This window comes from Bradyrhizobium sp. U87765 SZCCT0048 (genome assembly GCF_018131225.1).
Lineage (GTDB): Bacteria > Pseudomonadota > Alphaproteobacteria > Rhizobiales > Xanthobacteraceae > Bradyrhizobium_A.
Map to the genome: position 1 here is coordinate 367,349 of NZ_JAFCMM010000004.1, position 17,120 is coordinate 384,468.

14 protein-coding genes are annotated in these 17,120 nt (G+C 59.5%); 3 read left to right on the forward strand and 11 right to left on the reverse strand.

Going from position 1 to position 17,120, the window contains the following annotated elements; genetic code table 11:
* Positions 1 to 31 precede the first annotated feature (31 nt).
* From JQ639_RS24520 to JQ639_RS24530, 3 genes are read right to left on the reverse strand one after another with little or no spacing between them, the layout of a single operon-like run.
* Positions 32 to 607: a VapC50 family PIN domain-containing toxin gene (locus JQ639_RS24520; RefSeq protein WP_030540683.1), complete on the reverse strand. Its 576-nt coding sequence runs from the start codon at positions 605 to 607 to the stop codon at positions 32 to 34.
* Positions 597 to 1,121 carry a MerR family transcriptional regulator gene (locus JQ639_RS24525; RefSeq protein ID WP_249123450.1) on the reverse strand — a complete coding sequence of 175 codons (525 nt, stop codon included), beginning with the start codon at positions 1,119 to 1,121 and terminating at the stop codon, positions 597 to 599. The genes JQ639_RS24520 and JQ639_RS24525 overlap by 11 nt, the downstream gene beginning before the upstream one ends.
* The gene (locus JQ639_RS24530) at positions 1,111 to 2,463 is read right to left on the reverse strand and encodes a tyrosine-type recombinase/integrase (protein ID WP_030540685.1); all 1,353 of its coding nucleotides are present in this window, start codon (positions 2,461 to 2,463) and stop codon (positions 1,111 to 1,113) included. The genes JQ639_RS24525 and JQ639_RS24530 overlap by 11 nt, the downstream gene beginning before the upstream one ends.
* A 473-nt stretch (positions 2,464 to 2,936) precedes the next feature.
* On the opposite strand from JQ639_RS24530, the gene JQ639_RS24535 reads away from it, so the two are divergent.
* From JQ639_RS24535 to JQ639_RS24545, 3 genes are all read left to right on the forward strand, one after another.
* Positions 2,937 to 3,986, forward strand: a complete 1,050-nt coding sequence (locus JQ639_RS24535) for a site-specific integrase (RefSeq protein WP_211968950.1) — start codon at positions 2,937 to 2,939, stop codon at positions 3,984 to 3,986.
* 103 nt (positions 3,987 to 4,089) lie between these two features.
* Positions 4,090 to 4,485, forward strand: coding sequence for a hypothetical protein (locus JQ639_RS24540; RefSeq protein ID WP_211968949.1), 396 nt, complete (start codon positions 4,090 to 4,092; stop codon positions 4,483 to 4,485).
* A 445-nt stretch (positions 4,486 to 4,930) separates the two neighbouring features.
* The gene (locus tag JQ639_RS24545) at positions 4,931 to 9,928 is read left to right on the forward strand and encodes an NACHT domain-containing protein (RefSeq protein ID WP_211968948.1); all 4,998 of its coding nucleotides are present in this window, start codon (positions 4,931 to 4,933) and stop codon (positions 9,926 to 9,928) included.
* A gap of 142 nt (positions 9,929 to 10,070) precedes the next feature.
* Here the strand turns inward: JQ639_RS24545 and JQ639_RS24550 are convergent, their stop codons facing one another.
* From JQ639_RS24550 to JQ639_RS24585, 8 genes are all read right to left on the reverse strand, one after another.
* On the reverse strand, positions 10,071 to 12,548 hold the full coding sequence (locus JQ639_RS24550; RefSeq protein WP_211968947.1) for a DNA-primase RepB domain-containing protein: 2,478 nt from the start codon (positions 12,546 to 12,548) through the stop codon (positions 10,071 to 10,073).
* A gap of 517 nt (positions 12,549 to 13,065) precedes the next feature.
* The gene (locus JQ639_RS24555) at positions 13,066 to 13,512 is read right to left on the reverse strand and encodes a hypothetical protein (protein WP_211968946.1); all 447 of its coding nucleotides are present in this window, start codon (positions 13,510 to 13,512) and stop codon (positions 13,066 to 13,068) included.
* Positions 13,509 to 13,901 carry a plasmid mobilization protein gene (locus JQ639_RS24560; RefSeq protein ID WP_211968945.1) on the reverse strand — a complete coding sequence of 131 codons (393 nt, stop codon included), beginning with the start codon at positions 13,899 to 13,901 and terminating at the stop codon, positions 13,509 to 13,511. Before JQ639_RS24560 ends, JQ639_RS24555 begins: the two co-directional genes overlap by 4 nt.
* Positions 13,902 to 14,104: 203 nt before the next feature.
* The gene (locus tag JQ639_RS24565) at positions 14,105 to 14,458 is read right to left on the reverse strand and encodes a hypothetical protein (RefSeq protein WP_211968944.1); all 354 of its coding nucleotides are present in this window, start codon (positions 14,456 to 14,458) and stop codon (positions 14,105 to 14,107) included.
* A gap of 21 nt (positions 14,459 to 14,479) precedes the next feature.
* Positions 14,480 to 14,746: a hypothetical protein gene (locus tag JQ639_RS24570; RefSeq protein ID WP_211968943.1), complete on the reverse strand. Its 267-nt coding sequence runs from the start codon at positions 14,744 to 14,746 to the stop codon at positions 14,480 to 14,482.
* Between the two features lie 35 nt (positions 14,747 to 14,781).
* Complete coding sequence (locus JQ639_RS24575; protein WP_249123449.1) at positions 14,782 to 15,048, reverse strand: hypothetical protein; 267 nt, start codon at positions 15,046 to 15,048, stop codon at positions 14,782 to 14,784.
* A 280-nt stretch (positions 15,049 to 15,328) separates the two neighbouring features.
* Complete coding sequence (locus JQ639_RS24580; RefSeq protein ID WP_211968942.1) at positions 15,329 to 16,498, reverse strand: AAA family ATPase; 1,170 nt, start codon at positions 16,496 to 16,498, stop codon at positions 15,329 to 15,331.
* A complete protein-coding gene (locus JQ639_RS24585; protein WP_349644783.1) occupies positions 16,495 to 16,833 on the reverse strand; it encodes a helix-turn-helix transcriptional regulator in 339 nt (112 codons plus the stop codon). The genes JQ639_RS24580 and JQ639_RS24585 overlap by 4 nt, the downstream gene beginning before the upstream one ends.
* Positions 16,834 to 17,120 lie beyond the last annotated feature (287 nt).

Sequence of the window (17,120 nt, forward strand, 5' to 3'; positions counted from 1 at the left end):
ATCAGGGCTTCGGCAGGCATGGACGTCCGGTTCAGAGATCGTCGATATGCTTCTCGATCTGCGCTGCCAGCCTGGTGAGTTTCTGACCTCGCAGGATGTCGAGGAAGTCGGACGCGGACACACGCGACCGCCTGAGATTGCGCCGAGCATTCGCCAGCGACCCGGTGGTCTGCTCCGGAAGCTGTTCATGGAGATCGGCCAGGAAGGCGTCTGGTGTCTGACGCACCAGATTGTGTTTTCTCAACGCGCCAACCGGGAAATCGCGCAGGTTCCAAGTGATGATCGTCGATGCGCCTGCCGCGATGGCGGCTGCGGCGACATGACGGTCATCGGGGTCGGGGAGACTGATGGCAGGGATATGCTGTTCGTATCCGGCAATACGCGCCTCGGGCAATGCAAGGTCCATGAGACGCTTCGTGCCCATCAGGCGATCGGGCGGAAGGCCCGGCGTATTGGCGATGAGGTTCTGCATCCATTCGTCATGGATCGCATCGGTCCAGCGCGCGTGGAACAGGCGGTCGACTGCCGCCTGCACGATGACGTTCCTCAGATGAAACGGATACAGGACACAGGCATCGCAGACCGCGACAACGGGATTAAATGCCATAGCGGAGGTTGAGATCCTCGGCATCGGCCGCCAGGCCTTCCATCGCCTTGCGCTGGCCGTCGATCTGCGCCTTCAGCGCCAGAACGTCCTTGAGCGATGCGCGGCGATGCTTTCCCACATAGCGGAACGGCAGATCGCCGATGTCCATGCGATGGACGACGAGCGGCCGCGAGATGCCGAGGATTTCGGAGGCATCGGCGGGGCTTAGTTCCTGATCCTCGGCCAGCACGGCGACGCGCTCGCCGCTGCGCAGATGGTCCAGCAGGGCCTCGACCACATCGGCCGCGGCAGGCGGCAGTACGACGGTCTGCTCCTCTCCGTCCCGGCGGCGGACACGCAACTCGAAGCGGTCGCCCGCCCCGAGACTGGGAAGGGCGAGCACCTTCTTGCGGTCCCGGTCCGAAAGACCGGCGAATTTGACAACCTGGCTGGCCATGGCGGTTTCTCCTTCCTGACCAATATAGGCGCCCTGAACGCTAACTGCAATAACTGAAAATCTGGTATCAGGCTGCAAGGCGCTCATCCTCCTCGGTTTCTGGCTCACCGATCGCCTGAAGCAGGAAGCGCGACAGTGCAGCCTTGCGGGAATCGCGATCCAGCGCATAGGCGGTCTGCTTGAATTCGATCCCGTCGAGCAATCCCTGAATGTAGCCGGAGATCGTGTCGGCGGCCATGATCAGGGCCGTGTCGAGCGAATGGATATACTTGCTCGTGACCGACCCCTTGGCGTGCCCGACCAGCGCGGCGATCGTGACCTCGGTGAAACCGAGATCGTTGGCGATGCTGGCGAAGCTGTGCCGCAAGACATGCGGCGTCACGTCGGCCAGCGGGCTGTCCCTGAACATCTGTCTCCAGTGGTTGGGAAAGCCGCCGAAGGCGTTGTCCTCGCCTTGGCCGGGGAACACATAGGTGCCCGTCGCCGTCTTGCGACGTTCTTCCAGATATTCGATCACCGGCAGGCCAACGGGCCGAATGGAGGCGCCTTCCTTGCTTTCCTTGAGGCGTATGCAACTCGCGTCGATATCCGCCTCGGCCCATTTGAGGCCGATCATCTCGCTGCGGCGACAGCCGGTGAGCGCGATCTGCCGGATGATCTCGACCGTCATCTCATATTTCGGATTCTCGGCTGCCGCCCGCAACATCTCGCCGAGGATGCGGTATTCGGCTTCGGTGAGACGACGATCGCGCACATTGTCCTTGGGCTTGCGGATACCATGCGCGGGATTGGAGGTGATGATTCCGGCCTCCATGGCGTATGTGAGAATGCCACCGAGGAGCCCGACGGTCCGCGTAGCCGTGCCGGCGCCGCCGCGCACGATGGCTTTGCCGCGCAGCTTCTTGGTTTTGACCGATACCGCCGTCTTGCCGGCCATGACGTCCTTCAACACCTTGGCGACATCGGCCTTGACCAGATCTTTGACCTTGCGGTTGCCGATCAGCGGAATGATGTGCCGGCGAATTCGGCCCACATCGCTGACGATGGTGCCTGCCTTTTTTGGGCGTCCGCCTTTGCCGAGGATGAGACCAGCGTCGAGATCCTTGAGATACATCGCGCACAACTCCTTGACGGTGAGCGCCTGATGATCGAGCTGGCGTTCTTCGGAAGGGTTGTCACCTTGGGCCACCCGGCCGAGCTGTATCTTCGCTTCCTGCCGGGCGGTTTCTGCCGTCCAGATGCCATGGAGGCCGATAGTGTAACGACGGGTTCGACCTGCGGCGCGATATTGGATAAGGTAGCTGCGTTTTCCGGACGCGAAGACACGAAGGCCGAAGCCGGGCAGCTCGTCGTCCCAGATGAAATAGTCCTTTTCACGGACGGCAGCGGCGTCCACCACACGTTTTGTCAGCTTTGACATTAGCCATTCCTCCCGCTGAGGAAGGGTTGCTTCCGCGGAAGCACCACGGAAGCACCCGGATGGAATTCGGAGCGAAGTTCTGGATATGGATTTCGGCGGGAAAAGCAGAATTGTCCATATGTTTCAAATCGTTGTCGTATCATAGCGTGCCCTGGCGTGTATTTAGGATAGCCAGGACAAAATGCTCCGAAGGCAAAGGTCACACGTTCGAATCGTGTCGGGTGCGCCAAAGAACCGCAACAAGATCAGTTGCTTGTTGAAGCGTTCACAGGGTACTTGCCACCAAATCCGAATTGTCGGCACACTTTTGGCACAGCGCGGCTGGGCATGAGTGGAGTACGATGGCGACAATTCGGGAGAAAGGTCCGCACCAGTGGCACGCACAGGTGAGGCGTAAGGGCTGGCCGATAGCAACCGCAACGCTGCGCACTAAGAAAGACGCTGAGGCGTGGTCGCGGGATGTTGAGAGCCAAATGGATCGCGGCGTGTACGTCGATCGGTCAGCAGGCGAGCGTACGACCTTCAAGCAGGCGATCGAGCGCTATCTCAGGGAGGTAACCGACAATCGGCCTGGTGAAGCCTCCCGTCTTGCCGAGCGTGCGCGGCTAGAACGCTTCATGCGGGATGAGCTGAGCTTATGCGCTTATGCAGTTGCAAATTTGCAACCCGAACATTTCGAGGACTATCGCGACCGGAGATTGACCCAAACTGCGAGCCGCGGCGCGCCAGGCGGACGCGGGCAATACAAGGCAGAAGCGCGCCACGTGAAGCTCCGGAAAGACGGCAAGCCCCGGGCTAACGCAGCGAAGCCGAAACCTGCACCAAAGCCCGCAACGCTGATCGCGCCCGGGACAGTCAAGAGGGAGATGACCCTCCTCAAACGAGTCATCGATCATGGGAAGCGGCGCTACGGATTGATGATCAATCCGGTTAACACCGAGGACGTTAAGCGCCCCGTCGTCAACGATGAAAGAGACGTGCGTCTCAGCCATGAAGAAATTGAAAAGCTGCTGGCCGCGTGCCGGCAGGCCCGAACCCCATGGATTGCGCCGCTCGTCGAAATGGCTTTTGAGACCGGAGCCCGGCGAGGGAGTTTATTGCGGCTCCGTTGGGTAGACGTGGACCTCCCAGGCCGTGGCGCGCTCCTTCGGGGCGTCAAGAATTCGCGCAATCCAGGTGAGCAAATTGACGTACAAATCGGCCTGTCGCCTCGTGCAATTGAAATTCTGACCGCGTTACCGCGGTCAATCAACGGCACCGTATTTCCAATATCAAAGAACGCGCTAAAGGGGGCGTTTGACCGCGCTCGCCGCCGGGCGGGGCTTTCGCATTTCAGATTCCACGACACGCGACATGAACGCGCGTCGTCGTTGATAGAGGCGGGATGGTCGGATTCGGCCGTGATGTCGCAAACTGGTCACCGCGACCCCAAATCGCTCAAACGCTATGTTAATCTGCGCAAATCGCATCTTGCGGACGCTCTCGCCGCATTGCCGAAGCGAGCCCGGGAAGCGAAAAGCTAAACTATTCGCTCGCCACGCGGCCAACTGTAAGTGGCTTGTCCTGCCCGCACCGGAATGCCGGTACGATCGTATCGGCAAGCTTCACCGCTTCGACATTGGCATCATGCCCGCGCTCGACGGCGACGACAGCGGCAATGCAGGACGTACGGTCGTCTTTGTTAAGCTTATGGATGGTGAGCGCCTGCCGCTGATCATCGAAAAAATACCGATGGATCGCCGCGATGGGCTTGCCGTCGTGAAGACGCCACTCGATCGTATTATGAGGGTCCGCAAAGCCGCCGCCCAGCGCCATGATTGCGCCGGCGCGCCGATCGGTGAGCTTGCCGAATGTCACCTGCGTGCGCCCGTCGGCCGCCAACATTTCGACTGGCCAATTATCCGGGCCCGGTCGACACCTCAGGGTAACGACTGGATTGTCGCGATCTCCAGCAGTCGTGACTGTCCGACACAAACGGTCGGCCGCGCCGTGCCGCACATCGTCAATGCGAGAAAAGACTGACGAATTGGACTCGGCCTGCGCCAGCGAGGAGGCATAAGCGACGAAAAAGACGGCAACGGCCGAGAATAAGCGCATTGTTTTGCTAGCTCTCTAAAACCAGCCACCACGCTACAGCCAATCGGTTCCGGCGAGATGTGCGTAACGGCTCAAATTTTAGGAATGACAACCACGCGCCCGCGCCCCGCGCGCGGGGAAAAGCTCCGAAACGTGATCCAGTCTTGCGGTGTCTCAGCCAAGCAATCGATAAAGTCAGGGGAGATCGTTGTGGACGTACGATTCCCCTTCGCTTCCCGAAGGGCCGAGACGCCGTTTTGTGGCTAGGGGCGCGATAACGCCTAGAGCTTGGGTCCAGCGTTGCTGGATGCCCCATAAACCATTGTTTCGTGACTGCCAGCGTGGGAGTAATATCGATTGGGGAGAATGAGTCTCCTGCAACCAAGTAATATTGAGCAGCAGCATCGCGGTGTTCGAACCGCAAAACGACATCATGGCGAAGAAGAAAGCACAAGCGACGCAACCGATCGCCCCCGCTGTTCGCGAGGAGAATCCAGTTTGGCTGATAGAAGAGCCGACTGGCCCGCGGTCAACGCCGCCTGTGACAACGCTGATGCCGACCCTAAACTTTCTTGAGCTCGGTTGGCTCGATTTCGAACGTCTGTGTCGTCGTTTAGCGGTTCGCTCGGGCGACGTTGTGGCGTCCTGGGCCTATGGAAGTCAGGGGCACACACAGCTCGGCATCGACATCCTCGTCCGCAAGAAAGATGGATCGTTCGAAGCATGGCAAAGCAAGCGGCATCAGTCGTTCGGTCCTGCAGATGTTCGCAAGGCTATCAAAGTTTTCCTTGAAGCCGATTGGGCCAAGGAAGCGAAGCGTTTCGTGCTAGCAGTCGCTTGCGCGCCGACGCCGGGTGTGATCGACGAGCTGGAAAAAGCGCGAACACAACTCACCGCCAAGAATATCACATTCGAACCCCAATTTATCGAGGAGTTGACCGATCGCCTACGGCCAGAGCCCGAGATCGTCCATGACTTCTTTTCGCGTGAATGGGTCGCGGTGATTTGCGGGCCGGAACGCGCCGCATTGCTCAAGGACCGCCTATCTCGGTTTGACATCGCCGATATTCGGGAACGATTGCGCGATCTCTACAGCACGTGGATTGCGACCGTCGATCCCGGCTTACCACTTGCGGGCCACGACCTCGATGGCCAGCCAATCCCAACGCCGCGGCTAGAAAAGCGGTATGTATTGCCCGATTTGCTCGTCGGGCCGGGTGGCGTCGATACAGCGCCGCAAGACAGACCAGGCGAAGAACAGCGTAAAGCTGAGCACCGAACGGATCAGCGCGATAGTCGAACTAATGGAAACGAAGGCGCAGCTTCCGTCAGTGCGCCGACGCAACTGCGAGACCGCTTGATCTCAGTGGCACAATTCCTAACGGAAACGCCTCACGCAATCATTAGCGCAGATGCCGGCGCTGGCAAAACGACATTTCTGCGTTACGTGGCGCTGGAGGTCCTGTCCAACACACCGATAGAAGCCGTGCGTGCCCGTTACGCTGGATTAGTGCCGGTGTGGATACCGTTCGCGTTGTGGGCGCGTATGACGGAAGATGCTGGCCAGCCGGTTACACTGGAAGACGCTGCATGTCGCTTCATCACCGCGTTGGGCGACGCTGCACTTGGCAAGGATGTGGGTAGAGCTATCACGACGGGTCGATGCGTCCTTCTCGTCGACGGCATCGACGAGGCGCGCAATCCAGCCGTTGCCGGCTCTCTCCTCGTCTCTTTGACCGTCGCTTCGGAGCGGCTCGGCGTTGGCGTGCTGGCTACGTCTCGGCCTCACGGACTCAGGGCGTTGAGCGGAATTGGCGGCAACTGGACCCGCGTGCGGCTGGCACCGCTTTCCGAACCGCAACGCGCCGCTCTGGCGTTGCTGTGGTATCGAATTCTGGAGCGTCAAGAACTTGGAGTCGCTTGCGACGAAAGCACCGTCGAAGCTGCGGCACAGCGCCGTGCCGACAACTTTGTTACAGCGTTGGCAAGAGGGTCCGGCATTGTGCGTTTGGCACAGACACCCTTGTTCTTACTCGCGTTACTTAAGTTGCATCGCTTGGACCGGGATTTGCCACGCAATCGGTTCGACGCGAGCCGGGAAATTGTTGCGCAATTACTCGAACATCAGCCGCGTCGCCGTGCCAAAGATGCTGCCCGCGTCGATCATCCTACGATTGACGCGCGAGTTCGCGACCGAATTTTAGGAGATTTCGCGTTTGGACTCCACTCCGGAAAGTTAAAGGGGTCGGTCGTCGACGGCGCGCTCGAACATGAAGCGATCGATCGCGCGACCAAACTTATAATCTCCCGTGGAGCAATTCTTGAGGCCGCCGAGACGCAAGCCCGTTTAGTTTTCACTTTTTCGGAAGAGTCCAGCGGACTCCTCGTCAAGAAGGCAGCCGAAACTCTTGGATTTCTGCATCGCTCACTTCAAGAATACTTCGTCGGTCAAAGCCTGGCACAACTACCAAACGTTGAAAGAGTGGCGTTTATCAAGAGCCATGCGGCGCTGAGCAATTGGTCTGAGCCGATCCTCTACCTGCTCCATCGGGTGGAACCGGAGCACGAGGTTGGCGCTCTGGTCGAAGCGATCGCGGCAGCTGATTTTTCCGACGCTGCAGGCAAAGTGACTCGCGATGCGCTACTCACGGCTGCGATCTTTGCCGATTTTGCACACGATGTTCCGAAAGTCCTCGCCCTTGCGCGAGAGCAATTCACCGAGCTTGAACTATACGCGTGGGGCGAACGTCAACAGCAGCTGGTTGCCGCCGTGACCGACGGTCTGTACTCGCAATCTTTAGCAATTCAATGCTTCGACAAGATTTCCGAATGGGTACCCGACTATCACGGCTACGAGCGCGCAGGCGCAATCGCCGCAATGCTCAACTGGTCCAGACCGTCACAAACAACTGCTGTCCCAGCCCTGCTACGCGTTCTTGCCGGCGATCATGAGCACGTAAGCAGAGAGGCTGCGCACATCCTGGCCGAAATTGCCAAGGGCGATACATCGATCAAGGGTTCGATCATTGAGCTAATGAAGCGGCCGCGATCGATCGAAACCCTTCACGCAAGCTTTCTTGCATTGGGCCGAGGTTGGAGCGGCGACAGCGATGTCGGCATTTTAGCAGAGCAACTTCGCAAAAGCGCGAACCGCAGCCTACAAATCGATGCGATCCGGGTGCGAGCGGCGCGCGGGGAGACCGACTTGGTCGACCTGGATATATTCTCCACGATCTCGTTCAATCGCGAGGGCCCCGGCATCAACGCTCCCGACCTCGTGCGGCATTTTGCAACAACGATGAGACAAGAGTTGGTCGCGCGAATCGAGCGCGCGATATCTCAAGACGATCGGCGTGGGAGTAAGCTTGGACTAGTCGGTTCTCTCGTTCTAGCGAACCCGTCGCACCCAGATATTGAGCGCCATCTGGAAGAGTTTCTGACGCAGGACTATATGTTTAGTGACCTCTTCGCCCGGGGTTCGTTTCCAGTTGATCGCGTCAACTGGACGCCGAGTTTGCGGCAGATGGTTGAGGCGCACGTTGCCAAGCATGAAAGCCATTTCGATTACGAGCTCTATTGGGTAAGCAAGGTCTTGCCGCTGCCTTCTGTGAAGGCGCGGCTTCTGAAGTCGATGATGGATGGTGATCCAGACTTCTGGACTTCGCGCGCTCTTGCCGAGATCTGGGGTAAAGGCGACCCAGATGTTGTGGCAGCGTTCCGATCGTTCATAGGAGGTTCGGCCAAAGCACTGTCCATGGTGGGGGACGAACTGCCTCTCATCATCGATGATCCCACCGTCTGTCGTTCGGAACTCATTCGAGCGCTCCGCGACAAGCCGCGTCGTTCTAGCTTTCTATTACGTGGGCTCAAACGTCTCAAAATTCCGTCAAGTGACAACGAGGCTGTGCGCGCTTCACTCGAAGCTGGAGACTTGTTCGGGCCGACCTTCATGGATGAAGAATGGCGAGCATCCCTTGTCGACACGTTTCCGGACCACCCGGACGTTCGCGCCATCGCGATCGATGAAATTAGAAGGCACGATGGAAACCTAAGCATCGTGGCGCAGAAATACGGCCACGAAGTCGCGGTATGCGATCGGATCATTCAGGTCATCAGCCCGCTACCTCAGCAGGCGCGGCTGACGTTCGTATCGACACTCGAGCCCGCGGCGCAATCAAGCGACCGCGCTTTCGCTCTGCTGGCGGAGGCTAGGAAGGATGCAGAGGGATCGGTGCACGGTGAGGCCGTGATGGCTTGGGCGAAAGCGACCGTGGCCATGGATCGTCTGTCAGAGGACGATGAAACGTTCCTTGCAACCGAGCTGGTGGCGATTGGACCCCAACTAGATCATCGGCGAGCTGCCGCAGTAGTTGGGCTTGGGATGGCGAACAGGCTCTCGCATTTCGTCGATCTTAAGGACTACAAACAATCGCCAGAGACAATCCGCCTCACGAGTTTTTCGTTCCGGGGAGGACGCGATCAATACCTCAATCGCATGCTCCCATTTTGGACGCGGTTCTCAACCGCCCTAGGTGGAGACGAGCAGATCCTGGAGCGTCTTGAGCTCACGCCGGAAACATCATTAAGCCCACTAAACAGCGGTGTTCCGAACGCCGAACGCCTTTTCAGATTGCTCAACGAACGCGTTCCGCAATCGGTCCATGCCCGAGCGGACGAGCACATGGTCGCGCTGGTAAAGTTTGCGCCAGAAAGTGATCAGCTCCGCGAAATGGTTATGGACACGATATTTAGGAGAGGTTTGGGGAACGACGGGCACGGACTGCGCACGAACCGCGATCGCTGGCCGTTCATGGTGGCGGCCGGAGTATTCGCAGAGCTCTTCTCACGGAATTCCGCGCTGCTACGCGAAGTGATCGATGCTTTCGTTGAAAGCCCGCAAAACGCAACCGCGGCATCGGCTCTTGCGGAGTCTGCATTGCGGCGTCTGGACCCTGCGATTGATCGGTTGTTGAAGGCCAAGACAGCGGGTATTGAATACGACATGGTGACCGCCCTTCGCGTAACCGCCGCGATTGGAAGCATGGAAGAGCTCATCGGTTTCATCATGGACCTGCTTGACCGTGATCCGATTGAAACCTTCGCTTGGAATTGCAACTATTGGGTCCCAGCGGTGCTCCGACGCATTGGAAGAGATGCCGCGGCGACTGACGCAATCATCGAAGCGATACCACTGGCACCCTCAAATTCGGCACGTATATCGCTTTTGGCGCTTCTCGGCAAAGGCAGCGCGAACGATACCGAAGTTAGACCGTTCTTGGAGCAGGCTTTGGCCGCCGATGCTAACGCGGACGTGCCGAGCTTCGGTTTTGACATAACGACCGAGAAGAGCCGCCTTGTGAGGCATGTTCTCAGCGAGCTTCTCAGCTAAAAAATTCGCTTTCATGAGTTGCTAGAGTCGGCCCCTCGGTTCGCCACGGCAACTTGACGCGATGGCCCATGAACTCAACGAAGTGCAAAAGCATCATAAGGTGTGGTCCGACTAGGGCGCCCCGCCGTGCGCGATGAAGCTATCATCGCGGCGTCGGCAAGGTGCCCTTTCTCGGACGAGAAACTGCAATTCGCCGGCGCACGGCGTCAACTGTGCGTCTAGCATATTGCCCGGCATCGTGATGACGCTCGTACACATTGGGTGACGACTCCAGTATGGCGGCTTCCGCGTGCGCGGGCTCCCAGCCCTGTTCCAACATCGTGGCGGCCGCGGCGAAATCAGCACGCGACTCATCACGACTACCGTCGGCCCGACGCACATCGGCCCGGCTGCGGGCGGCACGAAAAGCCTCCGCAGCAGACGCCAAATACTGTGCTCCACCCAGATCCACGGCGGCGCGCTGTCGATCTTCAGCGCGGCGGGCGCGGTAGTGTTGTTCATTATGCGCCGCGCGGGCATTTTGATCTTGCAACTGCAAGGTAGCTCTCACTTCTAACAGGAGCTTAGGGCCGGCGGCCGCGATGTCACCGGACGCAGCGTGCAGCTTTGCAAAGGGTGCGCCACGCTCGCTACGACGTTCTCTTTTCCGATTAGTGAACCCGGCGAGACGGCCATACTGATTCCAACTGGCAGCGCCGGGATCGCCGCCGAAGCGTCTAGAGAGTTCCCGGGCCAACTGTTGCGCTTCAACGCGGGTAATCGGGTCACCAGCCACGCGACACCAGCCATGAAATCGGCCTGGGCTCGACTCGACCTCAATGGCGAGCGGAAATCCGGCCCGCTTCATCTGCGCGACCTGGTCAGCTCTGAGGTCGTCAACAAAAACCAGTGGTGGCCGACGTTCGTCATCAAGTGCAGCGGGCCGAACAAAAATGTCGCGATCAAGCGCGTTCATGCGCTTCAGCCACGCGATGGTGCGGCTTTCCGCCAGTTGCGCGGCCGCAAATCGGCGCGTGCGCTCCGGCTTCAGGTCGGCCCGATGTTTGGGCGGAATGACCCCAACCTCGAACGCCGGGCAAGCAAACGCCTGGACTTGCCGGCGGACCTGGTCCGCGGTCGGATCGTTTTTCACAACGACCTGTGCAATCGCGGTCAGGCGCCTAAGTGACGGTGATGAAAATGGCGACATCGTGGGGCTCCTCACGGGTGCATTAAGTTCGGCATGAAGGGCTGCAAGAGCATCCAGCTTGCGCCTCTCGCCGTCGGCCCACAGGCGCAGGGCTTCCTCTGCGGTCGCGTCGCCGGGGATCACCACGGGGGCAAGAGCGCCGACAGCAGTCGTACGGGCGACATGCCCGCGGCCCGCCCGATGGCGAGACCGATCAGCGTCCCCGGCATCGCGGCGATCACCCCGGTCACTATTGCCACCGACAATTGACTTCGACGCTGCCGTTGATCGACTTGCTTCGCGTAATTTGAGACCGACTTCGCCTGGTTGCTGACGTCGCTCACGAGGTACATCAGGCTCGTGACTCTTTTCTCCAAATTTTCGGCGGCCTGTTTCACCGCTACGGAGTGCGATGATGGCAGACTCGCCGCGGTCATCTGAACCGCGTTCAGCGACGATTTTGCCTCGTGACTCAGGGCGCCCAGCGTATTCCGCGCCTCGGTCGTCAGCTGTGCGATCGATTGTGCGACTGGATTGAGCGTTGAGGCCAAGTTCTCGATCGCGGCTGTGTGAGTGGTCATGATCTCGATCATTTGGTCGCGCGCTTGATCCATCTCCGCCCGGATTTCTCGCCGCCTCGCATCTGCGGACGCACTCGCAAGCGATGTCGCGATCTCTTTGTTCGTCATAATTCACGCCCCTTTCTTGTAAACGGCCCCACGAATAAGCCTTGCCCAAGGTCGAGCCGCGCATTTCGACACCGTCCAAAATAAAACTTAGGCCGGCCACCCGGCCCGTGGACTGCACGTTTGGCCGAACTTCCACGCCAGCGGCCCGCAGCCGTGTGACAAAGTCGATGAAGGTTGCGCCGCCGGAAATCGCAGCATCAACAGCTTCCTGGAGTTGCAGCCGAACACTTGGCTCGCCGCGGCCTGCTGCGCCAAGCTCTGCGGCAGACAGGGACGCGCGGTGATCATCGCGCTTTGACGGGTCGAGAAGGTGAGAACTCTCGATCTGGGCGAGACCAAATTTCAGCTCGAGCGCGCGAACGCTCTCCTCTGCACGTTTCCAGTCCCAGTTATCGGCGACGACGGAGCCATCGGCGTTGATACGACTCGCCGCAATGTGGAGGTGGTCGCCATGAGAAAAAGCGCGCCAGTGCCGATAACCCAATGATGTTGCATGCAGTTCGGCCATAAGAGTTTGCTCAGCGAGCGATGGATGGTCGGCAGCGGTCCAGCGGAGCATGAGGTGTGAAACGGGGGCCGTGACGGTAGGACGCTGGTCGGCGAGCATTTTGAAAAGGGCCACCTGCTCGGCAGTGGTCTCGCCAGTAATTGTGCCGCCGAGATCGATGACAGTTTCACGCTCGCGGCCGGCGGCGTCCTGAGCCGCCGATACGTACGCCAGTAGGCCGGCTGCGTCGACGCCTTTGATTATTTTGCCGATCACAGACGGGGCCCTCCCCCGTGGCCATCGTCACCCCCGGCCGAGGGCGGCCGTAGCTCGTAGGCCCCCTCTCCGTCGACGGGAACGGGGTCCGGGCTAGGCTCCTGCGAGCGTCTCGGGCGTGGCTTGAGATACTCATTGGTTGGATCGCGCCATTTGTTTTCGGCAGCCGGAGGAAGTCCCGCCGCCCGGCGACGCTCGTTCAATGACTTTACGAGGTCATCGTAATCGCGCAGTCGCGGTTCCACTGGCTCGCGGAATGCTTGAAAAGCCGTGCGCAAGGCAGTGATTACAGTCGCGACAAAGGCAGAGTACCCGAGCAGCCAAGAAATCGCAGCGCGGGACGGCGCAATCACGGGAGGCAACATAGCGGTTTGCGGCGATCGCTGGCGCCGCTGGGTTGCCGGCCTGGGCCTGGGCTTGGGCTTCCGCTTTTGGCCGACCGTTGCCAGGAGATGCTCGTACCACTCAGCGGCGAGGCGCCACTGGTGAGCCCACCACATGGCCCGGGCGCGGCGCATCATGTGACCACCCGGATGCGCGGGACGATTCCGAGGCCCCCTTCAATATGCTCGGCATCGCCGCGAAGGTTCGCGACGATAAATTGGTCACAGCGAACTATCGCTGCACAGAATCTGTGGTTTCCATCGAAAATAGGCCACGGCGGGAAATATCCGTGGCCCGGAAAACCAAGGTCAACTTCGATCGGCGTCGCATCGGGATCGACAACAAGCGCGGCGATGCGCGCGATGTGTTGCCCGCGGGAAAAGCTCCAATTTTTTGCCCAATGGACCGGGGAAATATCACCCTTGGCAATCGCCGATTCTACCTCGTCGATACAAATCTGAGCTATGGGACGGCCACATCGGTCGCCCCAAGGAGGGGTAAGGAGCGGATCGCCGATCGCGCGCAAGTTTTTGACTGGAACAGCCATCGTATCGAGCCCGACCAACTTGAATTCGATCATCGGCCGACCTTTGTGGCCAGCGCCGTCGAAATCGCATTCAGCTCCCGGCGCAGCGCATCAATGTCATCAGCCGGCCAACCTGGCGCGCGACCTTCATGCGCGAGTCGAGCGGCTTGATTCAGGTTATTTCCGATTTTGCCGAGATGGGTGATCACCTCAATATCGATGTGAGCAGCCGCCGCAGTAACCGCCTGACCGAGGGCCCTCCGCCGAACAAAAATGGCGACGGGCAACCGCGATGCAGCGGCTGACGTCTGGATGGCCGTGGACTCGGCCGGGGTCACACGTAGCTTGATGACGCGTGTGCGCGGCTGGATCGCGCGCGGGCGCCCCCAGATTTTTCTCTGCGGCGCGGTTACGTTTTCAGCCTGGCCATCACTTGCGGTCAAAAAAACCTCCGATGTTTTTGAGTTGGCAAGCGAAGCGCGGCCGGCAAGCGTTGCTGGGGCCCGATCAGGGCACCAGCAACATGGCTGGCTACTTCCATCTGCTGACCTTCAAGATTGAACGTGACGACGATTGATCGCCTGCGCAATCGCGCGCGGGCGATATCAAGGGCGAGGTCAGGGCAAGAAAGGTTGAGGTGATGACGTCAGATATCGCTGGTCGTCGCACGCGATCGCAGCGCAGCCGTAAAAGCACGCAATAAAATAGCTGTGAACAGTGTGGCGTGGACAAGCAATGGCCGGCGCAACTGCAGCCTCTGACCTTCGATCGGAACCAGCACAGCCAGCCACACGAGCCCGCCGCCCGCGCGGGCGGACGGCATCAATGCGAGGGTAGCGCCGCGAATGCGAGCCAGCCGGAGCGTGACGACAGCGATTTGGTCCAGGTATAGATTCTTTTTTTGCAGGGCCCGCGAAATGCTTCGCCGCAGAATTTCAACCGAGCTGCACCGCGGTGCTCGACGCAGACGGCCGTCGGCGCAACGAATAAAAAAGGTCAACGGGCGTAACTTTAGCATCCATCAGGGCGTCAGGAGCATCGCCCAGCCCATGGCGACTACGCCGGTTTCGTCGACAAAAGGAAATGGTCGCAACTTAACGTCGCTGGCCGCAAATTTGGCGAGGCGCCAGGCGCTATCGGCCGCGTGAGCTGGTTCCCAGCCGCGACGAAGGGCCTCGGTGGCAACATCGATCATTTTTTGAACAACCGGGGTGATTTTGGCCTGCTCAACGGCCGCGCCAGCGACCACGAAGGCGCGGACTACCGGTAGGCAATCAAGAATGAGCATGATCGTTGATCCCGTCTTCTAATGGTGGTCATGGCTCATCCTGACGTGAGTTCGACGATACTGCCGTCTTCAAGGCGAACACCAAAGACAACATCGCCAAAGCGGTAATTGTTGTTATTGCCTTGCAGGCCGTACCCCATGTCGGGCACGACGCGGACATCGAACCATCCATCTTCGGGAGCCTGATAGGAGTACTTGCTGCTCCGCTTGATGCGGGCCACGAGCTGCTGCCTATTCTCGTTTTCAGCGTCCTCGGCGCATGCCAACCGCTCAAGTGGTCGTAGTGGTCGCACGTCTGTCATCACCAATCCTCCAACACTTTAATGAAGCCACATAATCAAACACTCGGGCTTCGGCAGCAACTGCACACGGTCCGCACCCTTTTCCGGCCTCTTAACAGGGCCCCGCTTCTTTTTTCCGCGCCGCGCGGCGGCGCGGCTTCGTGGATTGCTCCACCTCTCCCCGATGCAGCAGCACCACCACCCTCCACCTCCAAGACAGGAGGTGGAGGGTGGAGCAGTGGCGCAAGCGCTCCACTGCTCCACGTTGCTCCGCTGCACCACATCGAGGTGGAGCAGCAGGTCAAACGGCAACCCCGGCGACGACATACTTTCTCTTGACGCGGCCCTTGTCCTCTTTTTCCACGACCCGCAACACGTCGTTTTCGATCCACTTTGCCACGATTGACTTCACCATGCCCCGCCCCGCAACATCGCCAAGGTCGATACCGATGACGTCGGCAACGATAATTCCCACCCATGCTGCAGACTGCGCGTCCCGTCGGGCCGCGCCGGCGGCTACGCGTTTCTGTACCTCGCGTAGATGGTGGATGGTCACTTCGCTAAATGGGTCTGGCCGCTTCCATTCCTCCACCACAGCGACGTGATCCGACTGCCTTTCTTCGGTCGAGTTGCCGAGGTCCACGCTGGTCAGGCGGTGCCATCGCGCCGCCTCGAGCGGGGCTAAGTTAGCCTTCCCGTCGTCGACACGAAAATATGAGCGCGGCTGATCGACACCGAATTTCTCGGCTTCTTTCTTTGTCATTGTATTGATCACTCGGACCGACCTGGCGGCAGCGACAAGTGCACCAGCCCCCCGCGCGTCATCCGCGGTTCTATCCCCGTCACCCAAGCCCTTCCGCAGGTGGTGGACGAGTTCAACAGCTGCACGGGTCGAGTCCGCTATTCGCGCCCAAGTTTTCGCTACAGCGCCAATTTGACCATTGTCGTTTTCGTTGACCAAATGAGAGCTAATGAATGGGTCGACGGAGAAAACGTCAATTTTCCATTCAATTATCGCCGCGATCACTGCATCAACGACGGGGCTGTGTATGAGTGCCCCGCCGGGCGCCCCGCTCGCGATGATCATTTCGCTCACTCGACCTGAATCAAGGAATAGATTTCCGGCGATTTCAATCGGATCGATGCCAAAATGCAGCATGATCGCGCCGACCCGACGCTGGAGCTCCTCAAGCGGATCCTCGCCATTCCAAACCCAAACCCGGAGCGGTTGTTGAACTTTGACACCCAACAACGGCCGCCCACTCGCCATTGCGATCGCTTCAGCGAGGATTAGGGATGATTTTCCAGCAGCGCCGGGCGCCACGGTCGCCGACAGGAAGCGGCGGATATAGTGCCGGCCATAAAGCCATTCACGCGGTGGAATTGATGAGGGATGACGCCAGACGAATGGTGAGGCTGCGATGAGCCGCTTCCGCGGCTGCGCAACAATAGCGGCAGCCTGCTCGATCATTCATCACCCCGCAGCGGCTGTGCCATCATTTCCGCTATCGAGGGCCGGCCGCGCTTCCGGCGTGGTTGCTCTGCGGTGGGCCGCTGTAGCAACGGCGATCGATGTGCAGCGACAAAAGCGTGCAAATCAGCTACTGCGAACAGTGTTCGTCGGCCAATTTTTATCTGCACCGGGCCGCGGCCACGATAACAAAGATCACGAAGCGCGCCGGGGGTTATGCCCAGCAACGCCGCAGCGCGGCGATAATCAGCTAAAATCGGATCAGCCGGAAGCGGAGCAGTGTCGGGCGCGCCTCCTGGCGCGCGGGTATGCGTTGGCATGTGCAGCCCCATCATATCAATGAGAGGCCGCGGCCCGCCCAGATGGCGCGGTCAAATCATGGTTTAGTTTACGTACATATCCCGACCGATGGGATCTAGGGCGCTCTCAAGAGCGACCCACAGTTCGCTCTTGATGAAAAAGCTCACCCGATAACCGAAAAATGTCAACGCTGACAGTCTCGCAGGGCTGTGGATTGTGTGCCTGCGTCGCAGATCATCGCTCTCCGCCGTCGCCTAAGCGGCCTGAGCAGGGCCTTTCGCTCGGTCAATCTGCCTCAGACCGTGGCCTTCGCCGAATGAGT